Source organism: Planococcus sp. FY231025 (assembly GCF_052078085.1).
GTDB lineage: Bacteria > Bacillota > Bacilli > Bacillales_A > Planococcaceae > Planococcus.
Genome location: NZ_JBQJJG010000001.1, coordinates 384,206 through 399,721, shown reverse-complemented (window position 1 = coordinate 399,721; position 15,516 = coordinate 384,206). Strand labels below are relative to the sequence as shown.

13 protein-coding genes are annotated in these 15,516 nt (G+C 48.5%); 3 read left to right on the top strand and 10 right to left on the bottom strand.

Annotated elements, in window-relative coordinates; all coding sequences use genetic code 11:
* Positions 1-8 precede the first annotated feature (8 nt).
* The 5 genes from ACTL32_RS01780 to ACTL32_RS01760 form a co-directional block, all read right to left on the bottom strand.
* On the bottom strand, positions 9-1,295 hold the full coding sequence (locus ACTL32_RS01780; RefSeq protein ID WP_441339871.1) for a nucleotide sugar dehydrogenase: 1,287 nt from the start codon (positions 1,293-1,295) through the stop codon (positions 9-11).
* Positions 1,292-2,575 carry a hypothetical protein gene (locus ACTL32_RS01775; protein ID WP_441339870.1) on the bottom strand — a complete coding sequence of 428 codons (1,284 nt, stop codon included), beginning with the start codon at positions 2,573-2,575 and terminating at the stop codon, positions 1,292-1,294. Before ACTL32_RS01775 ends, ACTL32_RS01780 begins: the two co-directional genes overlap by 4 nt.
* A gap of 47 nt (positions 2,576-2,622) precedes the next feature.
* Entirely contained in the window at positions 2,623-4,137 is a 1,515-nt protein-coding gene (gene murJ, locus ACTL32_RS01770) for a murein biosynthesis integral membrane protein MurJ (RefSeq protein WP_441339869.1), read from the bottom strand.
* A gap of 319 nt (positions 4,138-4,456) precedes the next feature.
* Positions 4,457-5,356 (bottom strand): GNAT family N-acetyltransferase, encoded by a 900-nt coding sequence (locus tag ACTL32_RS01765; protein WP_441339868.1) that lies wholly within the window; start codon positions 5,354-5,356, stop codon positions 4,457-4,459.
* Between the two features lie 330 nt (positions 5,357-5,686).
* Positions 5,687-6,694 (bottom strand): peptidoglycan bridge formation glycyltransferase FemA/FemB family protein, encoded by a 1,008-nt coding sequence (locus ACTL32_RS01760; protein ID WP_441339867.1) that lies wholly within the window; start codon positions 6,692-6,694, stop codon positions 5,687-5,689.
* Between the two features lie 468 nt (positions 6,695-7,162).
* Here ACTL32_RS01760 and ACTL32_RS01755 point away from each other — a divergent pair, with 468 nt between their 5' ends.
* Complete coding sequence (locus ACTL32_RS01755) at positions 7,163-7,903, top strand: hypothetical protein (protein WP_441339866.1); 741 nt, start codon at positions 7,163-7,165, stop codon at positions 7,901-7,903.
* Between the two features lie 211 nt (positions 7,904-8,114).
* Positions 8,115-8,516: a GIY-YIG nuclease family protein gene (locus tag ACTL32_RS01750; protein ID WP_441339865.1), complete on the top strand. Its 402-nt coding sequence runs from the start codon at positions 8,115-8,117 to the stop codon at positions 8,514-8,516.
* A 50-nt stretch (positions 8,517-8,566) separates the two neighbouring features.
* Here the strand turns inward: ACTL32_RS01750 and ACTL32_RS01745 are convergent, their stop codons facing one another.
* From ACTL32_RS01745 to ACTL32_RS01735, 3 genes are all read right to left on the bottom strand, one after another.
* Positions 8,567-9,661 (bottom strand): threonine aldolase family protein, encoded by a 1,095-nt coding sequence (locus ACTL32_RS01745; protein WP_441339864.1) that lies wholly within the window; start codon positions 9,659-9,661, stop codon positions 8,567-8,569.
* A 97-nt stretch (positions 9,662-9,758) separates the two neighbouring features.
* The gene (locus ACTL32_RS01740; RefSeq protein WP_441339863.1) at positions 9,759-10,769 is read right to left on the bottom strand and encodes a hypothetical protein; all 1,011 of its coding nucleotides are present in this window, start codon (positions 10,767-10,769) and stop codon (positions 9,759-9,761) included.
* A gap of 248 nt (positions 10,770-11,017) precedes the next feature.
* Entirely contained in the window at positions 11,018-12,439 is a 1,422-nt protein-coding gene (locus ACTL32_RS01735) for a trypsin-like peptidase domain-containing protein (protein ID WP_441339862.1), read from the bottom strand.
* Between the two features lie 231 nt (positions 12,440-12,670).
* On the opposite strand from ACTL32_RS01735, the gene ACTL32_RS01730 reads away from it, so the two are divergent.
* A complete protein-coding gene (locus ACTL32_RS01730; protein WP_441339861.1) occupies positions 12,671-13,060 on the top strand; it encodes a DUF805 domain-containing protein in 390 nt (129 codons plus the stop codon).
* A 47-nt stretch (positions 13,061-13,107) separates the two neighbouring features.
* Here the strand turns inward: ACTL32_RS01730 and ACTL32_RS01725 are convergent, their stop codons facing one another.
* Positions 13,108-13,818 (bottom strand): DUF998 domain-containing protein, encoded by a 711-nt coding sequence (locus tag ACTL32_RS01725; RefSeq protein ID WP_441339860.1) that lies wholly within the window; start codon positions 13,816-13,818, stop codon positions 13,108-13,110.
* Positions 13,819-13,978: 160 nt separating this feature from the next.
* A complete protein-coding gene (gene glpK, locus ACTL32_RS01720; protein WP_441339859.1) occupies positions 13,979-15,493 on the bottom strand; it encodes a glycerol kinase GlpK in 1,515 nt (504 codons plus the stop codon).
* Between the last annotated feature and the right edge of the window lie 23 nt (positions 15,494-15,516).

The window sequence follows — 15,516 nt, the reverse complement described above, 5'->3', positions numbered from 1 at the left end:
ATTCCTCCCTAGAGTCGCCACAATTCAATATTCATAGGCTTTTCAGTCGGGCTCAGGACGCCTTTAATATCGAAAACCATCCCAGCCCCGCCAGCGAGCAGCCCTTTTATCATCGGCCAGCCAGCTTCTTTGTAAGAAGTATGTGGAATCGCTAAGATAATTGCCGAAGCTGGAAGCAATTGCTGCTCCGGCGTTAAGACGAGTCCGTATCGCTCATCCGCTTCACCGGGATCCGCGCAACTGTCTGCTACTTGGACCTCAAAACCGTATTCCTCGAGTTCCCAGACCACTTCAATCACACCCGAATTCCTCAAGTCGCCACTGTCTTCCTTGTACGACACGCCAAGCACCGTCAGCCGCGTGCCGGCAGCCAAGCCTCGCCGTGCCATTTTTTTGGCAATGAGGCAGGCAAGATAGCTGCCCATTCCGTCGTTGACGCGCCTGGAAGCCATGATGATTTCCGGATTGTAGCCGGCCGCATTCGCTTTATGCGCAAGATAATAGGAATCGGTGCCAAGCCTTGGCCCTCCGGCGAATCCCGGAGTGAATTTCAAGAAGCTTTTTTTCGTTCCTGCTGTCTCCAGCACATCACCGGTATCAATCCCCAACCGGTTGAAGATCATGGAGAATTCATTGATGAGGGCGATGTTGACGTCCTGCTGGGTATTCTCGATGACTTTTGCTGCTTCTGCGATCCGGATCGATTTCGCCTTGAAGATACCCGCGTCGAGTACGTTGCCATAGACAGCTGCCACGAATTCGAGCACCGCTTCGTTTTGCCCGGCAACCACTTTCCTGATTTTGGTGATCGGCGTCTTTCGTTCTCCCGGGTTGAAGCGTTCCGGACAATAGCCGACGAAGAACTCAACCCCTGCTTCAAGCCCGGAGTATTCCTCGAGCAGCGGAATGCAGATTTCCTCAGTGGTGCCTGGAAAAACGGTCGATTCGAAAACGATGACCGCCGCTTTTTTCATGTTCTCCCCGACCGTTTTGGCAGCCCGCTTCAGCGAAGTGAGATCCGGCTGGTCATTTTCATCCAGCGGGGTGGGCACCGTAATGATGATGAAGCCCGCCTCCCCGATCATCGAAGGGTCGGCAGTGAAATGAATGCCGCTCCCCTTCAATTCCTCGCTTTGGAACTGGCGGGTGTCATCCTTGCCGTCTTTCAGTTTTACAATCCGCTTATCGCTGATATCAAAGCCGATTACGTTATATTTTTTGGAGAAAGCTACTGCGACCGGCAGGCCGACGTGCCCCACGCCGACGACTGCGACTACCAAGTTGTCGATCATCATGCCGCTTTCTCCCCTTTTTTCCTTCTGAAACGGCCTTCCGCCATCTGGAGCAGCCCTCTGCTGTTTGCTATGGTGAACGTGATCAGCAGGAGCGGGATGATTTTATTGCGGTGGCGCATCGCTGTTCCGGCGCTCTGTGTACCGTAGGAGTACACCAGGACAGTGATAGCCAGGAACATCAGGATAAAGATCTTATTGCGCATCGGCATATCGCTTTTGAAAAGGCCGTAGATTGTCGCCCCTACCAAGAACAGGTAGATCGACGAATCGAACAGGAAGCTGACGATGTCCCCGAGTCCGCGCCAATCGAGCGGAATTGGTGAAAACATGAAATAGAACATCTTGATCGGCGCGACCATGATGGCGATGGCACCGCTCATGCCGTTGAAGCTGGACAGGTACATCGAGCCCCCTTCGCCTGAAATCTCAAGGTCCGAAACGGCGTTGTTCCCTTCCGCATCAATGAATTTGCTCAGGAACATTTCCGCATTCTGGGCCATGACCAGGACAAGGAACCCCAGGAACAGGACGAACAGCACGTTCTGCGATATTTTCTTGGATCCGCTCTTGCTCAGGAACAGGAACGCCAGTACGTATGCCAGAACAAATCCGATCATGCCCGAGTGGAACATCATCGAACCGAGCGCCAGGACGATGGCAATCAGGAAGTTCGGGAATGTGCCGTCTGCGAACCAGCGGATAAAGTGGTAAAGCGAAACCGTGATGAGGAAAATGATGATCGATTCACGGAGCAGGATGCTCGACATGAAAATGCTGTTCGGCATAATCGTGAAAATCAAAAGCGCTGTGAAAATCAGCTTTTTGTCAATCTGCAGATGGATCAGCGCTTTCATCAGGTAGACGGCGGAAAATACCCAGAACGCCACATTCAGGAATTGGGCGAATGGCCGCTGGTCCCCGATCATGTAGTAGATCGCCGACAGGAATGGCACATAATTCGTTGCTCCGTCTTCGAGAGGGAACATGCCGTTTGCGATGAGCAGGGATACTTCATGGAAATATTCCGTGTCCGTCCCGCTGGAGAAAATCTGGATCGACGGCACATACAGGTCGATGAACAGCACGATAACCCGCACCACGAATCCCGCGAAGATCAGCATGAGCCATTCCTTCTCGAGCACCCGGTAAAGGTACAGCGTGATGGCGATGATGCTCGCCAGCAGCATCATCATGCCGTATGCCTCGCCGAGAGGGATAAAGTCCTTGATAAGATAAGTGGCCAGTATTTCTAAGAGAAAGAATGCGAATACGTAAAACATGGTTTGAACACCCCCGGAGATCTGTTTGTTTTATCGGAAACCACCCATCATCTTTTCGCCAACGCCTGGATCCGGGCTTTGTAATAGGCGACGTCACTGAGCTGGAGAAGCCACAGCATGATCCCGTAGACGATGATGCCAGTCCCTACCCCGCAAGCTAATGCCAGGGGTTCGGAATGGCTATGGGCGATATAGTCAAATACACTTTTAGCCGCAAGGGCCATCACTGCTGAACCGGCAATCGATTTGGCAAGATCTAGAACGATTTTCCGGGTGTTCAACGAACCGACTTTCCGGACAAGCGATACATACAGCAGGCCCGTGCTGGCAAGTGTCGCAAGACTTGTGGCAAGCGCCAGCCCGTTGATGCCCATGATCCGCGACAGGAAAATGTTCAGCCCGACGTTCAGGAACATCGCAAAGAATGCGCTGATCATCGGGGTCCTGGAATCTTCCAGCGAATAGAACACTTTCGCGAGCACTTCCCGCAGACCGAACCCGAGCATCCCGATTGAATAGAAGAACAATGCACCCGACGTGAGGATGACCGCATCCTGCTCGAACGCCCCGCGGCCGAACAGGAGCTCCGTCACTTGGCGGGAAAAGATCATCAGTCCGAATGTCGCCGGAATGACCAGCAAGGCGATGGTGGTGATGATTTTTCCGACGATGTCCTTCAGCTGTTCGATGTTTTTCTTGACCGCCAGCTTGGAGATTTTCGGGAACATGACGGTGACGATGGCGGTGACAAAGATGGCCTGGATGAAAAACACGATGCGGTGGGAATACGTCAGGGCCGAAATTCCGCCTTCTGTTATCTGGGATGCCAGAGTCTTATCAACGAGTACGTTGATCTGGTCTGCCGATACGCCAATGATGACCGGGACTGCCAGCAGCAGCATTTTCCGGACGTTTTTTTCGGCCGGCTTGACGACCGGGCTGTGCCGGTAGCCCGATTTCCGAATCGACGGCAGCAGGAACAGGAACTGGACCACAACCGCAAGGACCGAGCCGATCGACAATAAGTAAAAGTTCACTTCGTGGCTCAGGTAGATGAAGAAGATGATCAGCAGATTCAGCGGCAGGCCGCTCAGGACAGTCGCCAAAAACCGCTTGTTGACATCGAGATAGCTATTGAAGATGTAGACCAACGCGGTGAAATAAATGCTGAAAGCAGATATGCGCGTAAAATCGACGGCAATTTTCAGCGTCTCCCCTTCAAAGCCGCTGGCAAACACTTTTACGATCTGCACCGGAAACAATTGCATCCCTACGACGATCACCGTAGACAAGAGCATCACAATATTGGTCAGGTTGGCCGTGAAGCGGTTGGCCTCTTTGATTCCCTGATGCTCATTGATCTTGGTGTAGATCGGAATGAAGCTCGCCGCTATCCCCATGCCTACGAATGAAAACAGCACGGATGGGATAGTCTGTGAAATCAGGTACGCATCGGTCAAGCCGTCCGCGCCGTAAAAATAGGAAAGGGAGATGTCCCTTGAAAATCCGAGCACTTTGGTCATCACAATTACTGTCATTAGCGCAATGACGGTTTTTTCCATAATTCTCTACCTCATTTGCTCCAAGATTGATATACGGTTATCTTCAAGCTGCCGCAGTCCAGCAGCGTTCTACGGCAGTGCCCAATCCGAGGGTACACACTGGATTGCATAGTGGAAGCCGGTGCGCCGGCCAACAGCGCTTAACCTCTTCAAGTGAAACATTCCAGCTCTCCCCCTTTGCTTTTTGCTATTGAGTCCATACTAGAAGGAGCAGGTTAAATGCAGGTTAAATTGTTTTAATAGTTAAAATACTTTATAGAAAAATAAAAAAAGCACTCCGGAACTTTCCGGAATGCCTTTCTTACAATGCGGTATGGAGCTAGACTTTTTTGTAATCCCTCATTTTCTTCGTGCGGTAGGCCGGGAAGAAATCCGCTTCGGGTTCTTCTTCCGCGGCTATGCACAACTCGTCATAAATTTCCTGGTTCCATATTTTCCTCCCGATATGGAACTTAAAGCCCGTATTCTTGCCGAATTGCTTTTTGAAAAGATATAGATTGTCGTCGAGGCTGTTCGTCCTCCCGCCTCCGTCATGAATCAGATCGATGCCATTTTCCTTTCCCCAAACTGCGAGCGCATATTGCAGGATATAGGCCGGCGATAAATGATGGAATTCTTCCAGCGTACCGGACAAGTGTGTATGGATGATGCGGTCATAGACGAAGTTCAGCCCCATGCCGATGACTTGCCCTTCATAAAGGGCTTCGACCAGCACCATATTTTCCCCGAAATGGCTAAGCAGTTTCGAGAAATAATCTTCATCGAAATAATAGTAGGTATCTGCATTATTGCGCCTCATTGTCGCATAATAGATGCCCTGGAACTCTTTGATGTCTTTCGGATTTGCCGTCACCCGGTATTCGACGCCAGCTTCCAATGCCTTTCGGATGTTTTTCCTGGTCGATTTGGAGAATTCCTTCTGCACCGGGTCATCGTAAGCCCTCAGATTTGTGCCGACAGTATTGCGGATATAGACGACTTCATAGCAATTTTTGAAATCGGATGCATTATCGATGACCGGCTGGAAACGGATAAATTCGCTGACTATGTTCCCTTGCTCGCAATATTTCCGAAAAGCGTCATGGAATGCTTCCACCAATTCCGCTCTTCCGCTTTCCAAGCATTCCTCGATCAATGGACCGCCATAGCCGTACGGCGTCACAATATCAAAGTAAGTCTGATCGTTGATTCTCAAAGGGATTTCACGCTTAATGAACATATGCCGGATGCTCCCGAGAGGATGCTGGAATTCATAAATTTCGCATGTACCATCCTCAATCTCCTCGTATAATCGGCCATATTTCTCATCAAAGTATAAATCTCTCAATTGATCAGCCCCATTCTCTATATATTTCCATAATCAGCGGCAATACATCCTACGATAAGCGAATTAAAAATTGAATTATCAGATTTCTTTTCACGCCTTCATTATAGCTCTTAAGATTCAAAAGTTCTAGGTAAAAGCATCAAAATAAAACTTTTTACCCTCTTTTTATTATTTTGCATTAGAAAAAGCCTAGTTCGGATAGGAACTGGGCTTCTTCAATTTTTATACGCGATTATATTCTTTGGCAGCGACTGTCCGGTACGCGGGGAAGAATTCCGTTTCTTCGCTCACGCCGGCTTCATTGCACAGTTCACTGTAGATTGCTGAGTTCCAGATTTTCCGGCCCACCCAGAACTGGAATACGGTATTCCTGCCGAATTGCTTTTTGAACTGAAGCAGATTGTCTTCCGGGCTGTTGCTGCGCCCTCCGCCTCCATGGATCACTTCCACGCCGTGTTCTTTTGCCCAGACCGCCAGCGCATAATAAAGCCCGTATGCCGGTGAAAGGTGGTGGTATTGTTCAAGCGTCCCCGAAAGATGAGTATGTGCAATGTCGTTGTAGACGAAATTAAGGCCTGCCCCGATTACCTGTCCTTCATAGACCGCTTCTACGAGCAGGAGGTTCTCGCCGAACAGTTCTTCCAGTTTGCTGAAATAAGCGTCGCCGAAAAAATAATACGGATCTGCTTGGTTCCGGCGCATCGTTGCATAATAGACCTTCTTGAATTCCGTAAGGTCTTTTGGATGGTGGATCGCTTTGAATTCGACTCCTGCTTTCAATGCCTGCCGGATATTTTTTCTAGCTGATTTTGAGAATTCACTTTTTAGCGGATCTTGGAAATCTTTTAAGTTGGTGCCCGCCGTTTCACGGAGGAATATTGCGTTATAGCATTCTTTGAAATCCTCAGCATTTTTGAAGACCGGATGGAACCGGATGAATTCACTGACAATCCTGTGGTCCAAGCAATATTGCCGGAATTCATCTTCAAAAGCGGCCACTAGCTCCTGCTTCTGCCCCTTCCTGTATTCGAGCACTTGGGGGCCCCCATATCCATACGGCGTGACCAAATCATAATAGACTTTTCCATCGACGGTGAACGGGATTTCCCTTATGATGAAAAGGTGGCGTACCCTTCCCAACTGATGGATGAACTCATACACTTCACTTATGCCATGTTCGATTTCTTCAAAAAGCTTCCCGTAATCTTTTTCGAAATAAATATCTCTCATCCTGATGCCCCTTTTCTTTTCGCGCCATGTAACTGAATGAATCGCCGGCACAACCGGCGGGTGAAGAAGTTTGCGTATATGCACAACTGACTGATATGGAACCCATCATTTGAGATTGCGAATAATTTGATTAGTGTAAATATTATAGTCCTTTCAGCTCAAAAAACCTAGAATGATTGCCTGAATTTGCTACTGTACCGCATAAATTCTTTCTTCTTCGCTATCCATCCACTCCAGTTGGCCGGATCCTCTTTTCAAAAATGCATTATCTGGATAATAAAATATTTTCCTGGATATTATTCTGATTTTTTAGGTATTTTATATCGAGCTTTTTAACTATAAATTGTATTGTCTTTCATATTTATTTGTGATAAGATTCAGTTAATTCATTCTACCGGATTAATATTCACTCCACTTCTTGCTGCTGCCCTGCCCTCGTATCCGATTCGACACTAGGAGGATGGTGAAATGAAAAAATTCGGCATTGCGTTCGGAATCATTGTCATTGCTCTAGGCGCGTACATCGCGTACCTTTTTGAATTCAAGGACTACGACACGACAGACGCTGCAGTTGATGAAGTGGCGGAAGAAGAATACGTCATCGAATTGGCAGACGGATCCAAAATCATCCTGGACAAGTACGGCAACTTGATCCGCCACGTGACAGACGAGGACGGCACAGAAAAAATCGAGGCTTTCACTGAAGGCTTTCCTTCTACCGAAAGAAGCGACTTGGCAGTTGCCTCGGTCAGCAGCGATAATAGCGGAACAAAAGGTTCGAAAGTGAAGACCGACGCCTCCGGAAAAGCAGCAATCAAATCATATGCTGCCTTTGCCGGGAAAAAGTCATCTCAAAAGATGACAGCCACACAGATACGGGCAAAATACGATCCGGCCATCGCCGAACTGGAAGGCCAGGCTCATGACAAGCTGGATGCATTGATCAACCTTGCCGTCAGCGAGTACCTCGAAATGGAAGCGAATGACCAAAAGATCAGCTACCCTTACTTCTATAACAAATACAGTTCTGCTGCTTCTAAACTCGAGGAACGGACCGACAAAATGTTTTATGCCCTTATGGAAGTCATGAAGCAGGAATTGAAAAAGAACGGCTTGCCTGCAGCAGAAGCGGAAAAGATGTCAAAAGAATATGAAGACCGAAAAAACAAATTGCGCCGGGACATTCTGAAACAAACTGCAGGACTTTGAAGCTTTTACCTCTTCCTAGCAAAGAAGGCCCCTTAAGCTTCCACCGCAAAAGGGGCCTTTTTTTCATTTGCCGGAATAATACGATTATTCATTAAAATTTTGAATAGTGTCGCTAAATCGCTTTCTTTTGGTTAGAATAAGAATCATGTATAGGACGCCTTTATCTGTGGATTCTCAATAAACGATATATATAGCAACGGGGGGAAAAGGAATGAAAGAAAAAATCAACGAGCTGCTCAAAAAAGAAAATTATGCTTTCGATAAAGAAAAGTGGAAATCGATTAAAAATGTTCCATTCCTTTATTCTGCAGAGACCGCTCAGTACCTTAATAAACTTAAAAAGCATATGGGCATGGCAAAAGGCATCTACATCTTCTGCGACTCTGATGAAAAAATCCTCTATATCGGAAAAGGCGCACCGATCTACAACCGCATTCGCCGCCATTTCGCCAAGCTGAAAAAAGCCGGGGAAGAACAGGCCAAAACACAGGAAACCCCTCAATCCATCTCGATCCACTGGGTGGAGATCGAAGGGCCGGAAACCCGTGAAGTTGTGGAGCACATGCTTTGCTACATATTGAGACCAGCTTATAAAAAATGGTACACATCTTAAAAATCCGGCACGCCCTGCTTGGAAGCAGAACGCGCCGGGCAGGCATGCCTTTATAGAATTTTCATTTTTTCATCAAGCAGCTGGAATGCCTTGATGATTTTTTCTTGCGGTACGCCGCTATACAAATCCCCCAGACTCACTTCAAAATAACAGCCTTTGCCATCAGCCAGATCCGCCAGATAGCTCGTCAGGCCGACATCCGACGATTCATGGACATCCGCAAGAATCGGGGCAACCCGGCTTTTGGCTTCACTGAAATGGACATGGAACATATTGGATACCGGTTCTTCCGGCAAGGTGCAGACTCCGCTCGCGGCATTATAAAGCCGGGCCAACTCTTTTGCTGACTCGAAATAACTTTCCATTTTCCCTATTCGCTGATCAAAATAATAATCTGCTGAAACGATATACGGATACAAGGAAATCAAATCTCCGCCGTAGCGCCGTTTCCAAACGTTAGAATCGGCGCAAAAATCTTCGGTGCCTGAAAGAACTGCCCCCGCAATGCCACCGATCCCTTTGTACATCGACACATAGACGCTGTCGAAAAGCGCGCACACTTCTGCTGCAGTCTTCCCGTAATAAGGCAGCACTTCAAACAGCCGCGCTCCGTCCAGATGCAGTTTAATGCCCCGTTCCCGGCAATGCGCAGCTATTTCTTGGAGTTCAAGGAAGCTCGGCAGCTGTCCGCCGATTTCCCGCTGCGGCAATTCGAGCAGGACACAAGCTACGTCTTCTTCAAGCGCTTGGATATCCGCCAAACCGATGACGCGGTCTTTGTCCGCTGCCAGCACCGGTTCAATGTGGTGCAGTTTTTTCAGTCCGTCTTCTTCGTGGATTTCAAGATGGCTGAGTGGATGGTAAGCCACTTTCATGCTGCCCCGTTCATCGCAATGAATGCGCAAAGCGATCTGCTGAGCCATGGTGCCGCTCGGAAAAAATACGGCCGCTTCTTTGCCCAGAATTCCTGCCATTTTCGTTTGGAACTCTTCGATCACTTCTCCGCTTCCGTATTTATCCGATTCAAACTCATCCGGTATCCCTTTGAAAGCTTTCTTCAGCACCGATGCATCCCGTGAACCGTGCCCCGATAAATGAAACGCAGTCTTTCCGTATGTTTCCTTAAGCAATGTTGTTTCGTCCATTATGTATCCCGCCCCTTTATCATGGTAATTGCTGCAATCAATATACCATTTTTCCGGATCAAAAAACCGCCTCTTGGGGAGGCGGTTTTCAAACCATTCACTGAAGGGACGCGGCAGCCGTTTCGGGAGACATCTCCGACAACAGCGATTTTGCATAATGCGTCGGATTTTCCCTTCTCAGCGTAAATGCCCGCTTGCTGTTGTGCACAAGGGCAGTAAGGATTTCCCGTTCTTTGGCGAGCCCTTCATCAATCATTAGCCCGGGGTTGAAGAATTCATAAGCCGTCAACAGCGGGGACCGCAGGTAATTGAATTCATACCGGTTCAAGTTCATCAACTTGGAAATGGCAATGCTTTCCGGCAGCTGCGCCGTTTCATCCTCCCCTTTTTCGAGGACCGCCACATGGGTGACAGGCGCGGAAAGAATTCCTTGCCTTTTCTTGTCTTCTGCGGTTTCAGCCTTCGGATCCCGGTTCTTGTCCTTTTTGCTGTTATGGGTATAATGGCAGAACGAATTGGTCCAAGGCACGGCGAAAATCGTTTTTCCATCCGTTATGGCCATGTCTTCAGCGATGAAGCTTGCCCCCAATTCCATGCAGGCAGTGACAGCACTCAAGGTCTTCCCGGTATCCGGCGGCGCAAATATCGCCACTGTTTCTTCGCCTTTCTTGAAAGCGGAACAATGGATCGGGGCGAACCCTTTTTTCAATAGCAGCAGTGCTGCCAGGTCCGTGGCAATATAGTGGATGGAATGCAGATTCATGATGCGGTGCGTGATGAGTTTGTAATAAGCTTTGTTGACCGTGATCTTTGCTTCGTCCGACATCAGGTTCTCTGCCTTGAAGCGCATCTTCTGGTTCATCGGCAGTTTCCGGGTATAGTGGACCTCATCTCCGCCAGGAGAGCCATTGAAATAATGGTACCTGCCCATCGTTTTGAGTTTTTCATCATCGTTGAAATTCTCCAAAACGACATGGATTTTCACCGCGCAGTCCAAATACTCCTCTTCTGTCCCTTCCGGCATATCACTTCCAAAACACCATTTGAAATTTTTTATGTTCGTCTTAATGCCCAGGATTCCTTTTGAAGCCACATAATAGAATGGCACCTCTTCTCCTCCTCCCTTTTTCCGGCTGGATAGCCTACCAATGGCTTTAGCAGTTCCGCACCTTTATATATGCCGGCCCTGTTTCACCTCCGTTCTTCTATCTGGCCCCTCTAATATATTAAGAACAGGTTAAATTGAAGTTAAAATTCTGTTAATTTATATTTATTCGTTATTTTTAATTTTAATTCATAAAAAATCATAAAAAAACAAGCAGCCCTTTGAAAAACAGGAGCTACTCGTTTCGGATTTTATTCATGATTGACGATATCGGATACGTAATAGAAGCCGTTTTCGTCCATAACAATCGTATAGGACTTGCTGCGCTCTTCTAGCGACGACTCACCTTCAGCGTTTTTGAGTTCGAACGCCTCTTCGGTCTGAACGACCGCATATTCTTCAAAAATCTCGATATCGATAATATCCAGTTTCGTGAAATTGAACTCCATGCCTTTACCGCTGATTTCGTCGATGTACGTCAAAATGCTGTTGTAAATATCGCTTTCATAGACCAACAGGTTCTGGACGTAGAAGAAATCTTCATTCACAAGCGATTGTTCATAGTAATAGCGGAAATCGCCGATGAATTCGCTCAGATGCGTTTCATCGAATGTCTTCTCAAGATTCGGGTCGTATTCATAATCTTCGTCCTCATAGCCTTCAAAATCATCGTATACATGGAACTTCGATGAAACTTCTTCTTCTGTCATCGGATTCTGTGCCCATTCCGATAGTTCGGCATGCATCGAATACAGCGGGATCGAGAAGCCGATTGAATCGCCTTCTTCCATGACGAGCGAATTGATGCCGATGACTTTGCCTGTGCCTGCGTCAATCAGCGGTCCACCGCTAGATCCCGGTGCGATATGCGCGTCAATCTGGTAGATGTCTTCATACAGGAATTCCTGGTCAAAATCCCGGTCAATGCCGGTCAAATAGCCAATGGACGCTGTATTCTCGAATCCCGAAGGACTGCCAAGCGCAATGACTTCGGTCCCGACATCCGTCGGCGCCATTTCCGTTTCCAATGGAATCATCCCTGTGTATTCTTCCACTTTGATGAGAGCGATATCCGATTCATCGGAAATGCCCACCACTTTCCCTTGAACATCCTGGCCATTGATATTCCGGACAACTACATCTGTGGATCCTGCCACGACATGGGCGTTCGTTACGACCATTCCGGTATCAGTGAACAGGAACCCGGACCCTTGGCCCGTTTCCGTCAATATCGTGTAAGTTTTTTGCTGTGCTTCTTTGATGATAGCCGTTTTCTCTATTTTCTTCGGCTCTACTTTTTCGGGCTGATCAGCAGGCGGGACAATGTCTTCCACTTTCGTCACTGTGCCTTCAGTAATTTCTTCGCTTTCAACCGGCACTTCCGGCTCCGAGATCGGTTCCGGATTTGCCTCTTTCCCTTTCGGCGGTTCCGCTGTCGGTTCGTCTTTTGCATCCGCCAGCTCTTCAGCCGGCGGTTCTGCCTGCTCCGGCTCATCGGCCAGCAATTGCGCCGTGCCGAATCCAGCGCCGCCCAGCAGAAGGATCGACAGGACAGCAGCAAGGCCTTTGCGCTTTTTGGCTTTCTTTATTCGTTTATTATCTAATGCTGCACCACAATTTTTACAAAAGTTTGCAGATGATTCATTTTCATGACCACATTTCTTACACAACATTCCACGTACCTCCTGATGAAGTTTAAGATCCTCATGGCTAGTGTGACAACAAGTCCCCATTATAAACTCTTTGACGCATTTCGACCACTGCAAGTTGCACTTTTAGAAAAATTTACCTGCTAAATTTTAATTGTTATAAAAATATGAATATTTAATAAATAACCATATACTTTTTTTAGGTATATTGTTATAATCTGATTAACAAAACCGTGATATTAGGAGGATGAAAAGATGGAAGAGTTTGTTGGTGCATTCAAAAAAGCGTTCGATTTCAAAGGGAGATCCAGAAGAAAAGAATTCTTTGTGTTCATGTCGATTGCAATCGCCTTGATGGCCGGTGCGTTCGCCGCCGATGCCATTCTAGAGGTTCAGATTCTTGGCGGCCCCGGTGTTCTAACTGCACTCTTTTCGCTTCTCCTAATAGTTCCAGCATTATCAGTTTTAGTGCGCCGGCTCCATGACACTGGCAGAAGTGGACGGTGGGCGCTTCTAGCTCTCGTTCCTGTTGCAGGCTGGATCGCTTTAGTCCTCTTCGCAATGATTGACGGCGACCTTGGCAGAAATATGTACGGCAATGATCCGAACCGCTGGAACACCGTCTTCTCTCCGATCAAGAACTAAAAAATGCTTGCCCTTTAAATAGGGCAAGCATTTTTCGTTTTATCTTCTTATTTATAATTCTCTCCGTAAACATCGACAAGGCCCATCCGTTTTAGATCAAGGCCTGCCTTTTTCGGCAACTGAATCCTATAGAGGAAAATGGATAGGACGAAAATCCAAAGCTGGAGAGTGAAAATATTGATGCGCTCGACCAAACCGGCAATGGGGATTCCATTGCTCAGGACAAATGGAGTCGCGGCGCCGGATAATACCAGCACAATGCCGCAAGCCAGAGTGAATATGCCGATCGCTTTGAAGTATTTCGTTTTCAGTAGGCCGATGCCGATGGAAAAGATCGCAGCTATCGTCAGGATGACGATGGCCGCCGTAACGGCCAGATGCATCATATTATTCATGTTCAGCACCGCTCCGTTATCTTCAAGCGGAAACAGCGCGTAGCCGAATAACGAAGTGAAATGCATGAGGACTAAGAGAATCGAGCCGAGGCGTGCTGTCCTATAGACATTGTATTTCTCAAAAAGCATATAGACCACTACCGAAAAAGCCAGAGCCAATACGCCATAAAGCACCGTCAGTATCCTCAGCTCCCCGGCATACGGGGCACCGCTGCCGGTCAGTTCACTGATGGTCTGCTCGATGTTGCTATAGCCATCCCAAAGTATGCCGCCAATGACTACGTGCAACACGTAGACCGTCGCACTGGTCGCTCCTAATATAGCTGCTTTCTGCAATAACCCCTTGCTTCTTCTCTCCCTCATGCTTCCACCCCTTTTCCAAGAATGAAACCTGATTTCCTTCATCATAAACCTTTAAAACGGTATTATCTACACCGATTTAAACAATAAGGCCTATGATTCAGAAAAAGGGTTAGAAGTTTTTCAACCTAATAAGATAATAGTCCTGTTATAGCGCACCGTATTATTTATTGCCGCTGCGGTCCGTTTTGAACTTCCGGGTAGCGGCTACGGCAGTCTGCCAGCCGCTGTACAGCTCATCCCGGACAGCTTGGTCCATTGTCGGCTCGAACACGGCATCCACTTTCCATTGCTTCGCGATTTCTTCTTTGTCTTTCCAGAAGCCGACAGCGAGGCCGGCAAGATAGGCCGCACCGAGGGCCGTCGTTTCCGGTACCATCGGGCGCTCGACCGGCACGCCGAGCATATCGCTCTGAAATTGCATAAGGAGATCGTTCGCCACTCCGCCCCCGTCAACACGCAAGGTCTTCATTTGAAGGCCAGCGTCTTGCGTCATGACATCCACAACATCTTTTGTCTGGTAAGCAAGCGCTTCAAGCGTCGCCCGAACGAGATGCGCTTTTGTCGTTCCTCTGGTCAGCCCGAAAATGGCGCCGCGTGCATCGGTGTCCCAATACGGCGTGCCGAGCCCGACAAACGCCGGCACCATATAAACGCCTTCCGATGTTTCCACTTGGCCGGCAAGCCCTTCGCAGTCCGATGCCTTCTGCAGGATCCCTAGCCCGTCACGCAGCCATTGGATTGCAGAGCCGGCTACGAAGATACTGCCTTCAAGTGCATATTCGACTTTGCCGTCGACGCCCCACGCCAGTGTCGTCAACAGCCCGTGCTCGGATTTCATCCCTTGCTCGCCGGTGTTCATGAGCATGAAACAGCCGGTACCATAAGTGTTCTTGGCCATCCCTTTCTCGAAACAGGCTTGGCCGAACAGGGCCGCCTGCTGATCCCCTGCCGCCCCGGCGATCGGAACTTCGTAGCCGAAGAAATGGTAGTCGGCGGTATTGGCGTATATTTCCGATGACGGGCGCACTTCCGGCAGCATGCTTTTCGGCACTGTCAAAATGTCGAGCAGCTCCTCGTCCCATTGGAGATCATAGATGTTGTACATCAGCGTGCGCGAGGCATTGCTGTAATCGGTGACGTGGCGCTTGCCGCCGGACAGCTTGTAGATCAGCCACGTATCGATCGTCCCAAACATCAAATCGCCGTTTTCCGCTTTTTCACGGGCTCCTGGGACATTGTCGAGGATCCATTTGACTTTCGTTCCCGAGAAGTATGCATCGATCAGCAAACCGGTCTTGTCCCGGAAAGTTGCGTCGAGCCCCTGTTCTTTCAGTTCTCTGCAGATGCCGTCGGTCTGGCGGGATTGCCAGACAATCGCTTTATAGACCGGCCGCCCGGTATTGCGGTCCCATACTACTGTCGTCTCCCGCTGGTTGGTGATCCCGATGCCCGCTACCTGATCGGGATTGATATCCGACAGCCGCAGCACTTCCGCGATACATGCCAGTACGGACGTCCAGATTTCATTGGCATCATGCTCTACCCAGCCGGGATTCGGGAAAAACTGCTCGAATTCGCGCTGTCCCGTTGCCACGATCTCCCCTGCATGATTGAATAAAATCGCACGTGAACTGGTCGTCCCTTGATCTATTGAAAGAATATAGTCTTTTGCCATCCACTTTCTCCCCCTATCCGTTG

Excerpts from the sequence above, each read along its gene's own strand:
- ACTL32_RS01755 (WP_441339866.1), top strand. The coding sequence starts at position 7,163 with ATGAAAAAATTCGGCATTGCGTTCGGAATCATTGTCATTGCTCTAGGC.
- ACTL32_RS01735 (WP_441339862.1), bottom strand. The coding sequence starts at position 12,439 with ATGTTGTGTAAGAAATGTGGTCATGAAAATGAATCATCTGCAAACTTT.
- ACTL32_RS01725 (WP_441339860.1), bottom strand. The coding sequence starts at position 13,818 with ATGAGGGAGAGAAGAAGCAAGGGGTTATTGCAGAAAGCAGCTATATTA.
- glpK (WP_441339859.1), bottom strand. The coding sequence starts at position 15,493 with ATGGCAAAAGACTATATTCTTTCAATAGATCAAGGGACGACCAGTTCA.
- murJ (WP_441339869.1), bottom strand. The coding sequence starts at position 4,137 with ATGGAAAAAACCGTCATTGCGCTAATGACAGTAATTGTGATGACCAAA.
- ACTL32_RS01765 (WP_441339868.1), bottom strand. The coding sequence starts at position 5,356 with ATGTTCATTAAGCGTGAAATCCCTTTGAGAATCAACGATCAGACTTAC.
- ACTL32_RS01780 (WP_441339871.1), bottom strand. The coding sequence starts at position 1,295 with ATGATGATCGACAACTTGGTAGTCGCAGTCGTCGGCGTGGGGCACGTC.
- ACTL32_RS01775 (WP_441339870.1), bottom strand. The coding sequence starts at position 2,575 with ATGTTTTACGTATTCGCATTCTTTCTCTTAGAAATACTGGCCACTTAT.
- ACTL32_RS01745 (WP_441339864.1), bottom strand. The coding sequence starts at position 9,661 with ATGGACGAAACAACATTGCTTAAGGAAACATACGGAAAGACTGCGTTT.
- ACTL32_RS01730 (WP_441339861.1), top strand. The coding sequence starts at position 12,671 with ATGGAAGAGTTTGTTGGTGCATTCAAAAAAGCGTTCGATTTCAAAGGG.
- ACTL32_RS01750 (WP_441339865.1), top strand. The coding sequence starts at position 8,115 with ATGAAAGAAAAAATCAACGAGCTGCTCAAAAAAGAAAATTATGCTTTC.
- ACTL32_RS01760 (WP_441339867.1), bottom strand. The coding sequence starts at position 6,694 with ATGAGAGATATTTATTTCGAAAAAGATTACGGGAAGCTTTTTGAAGAA.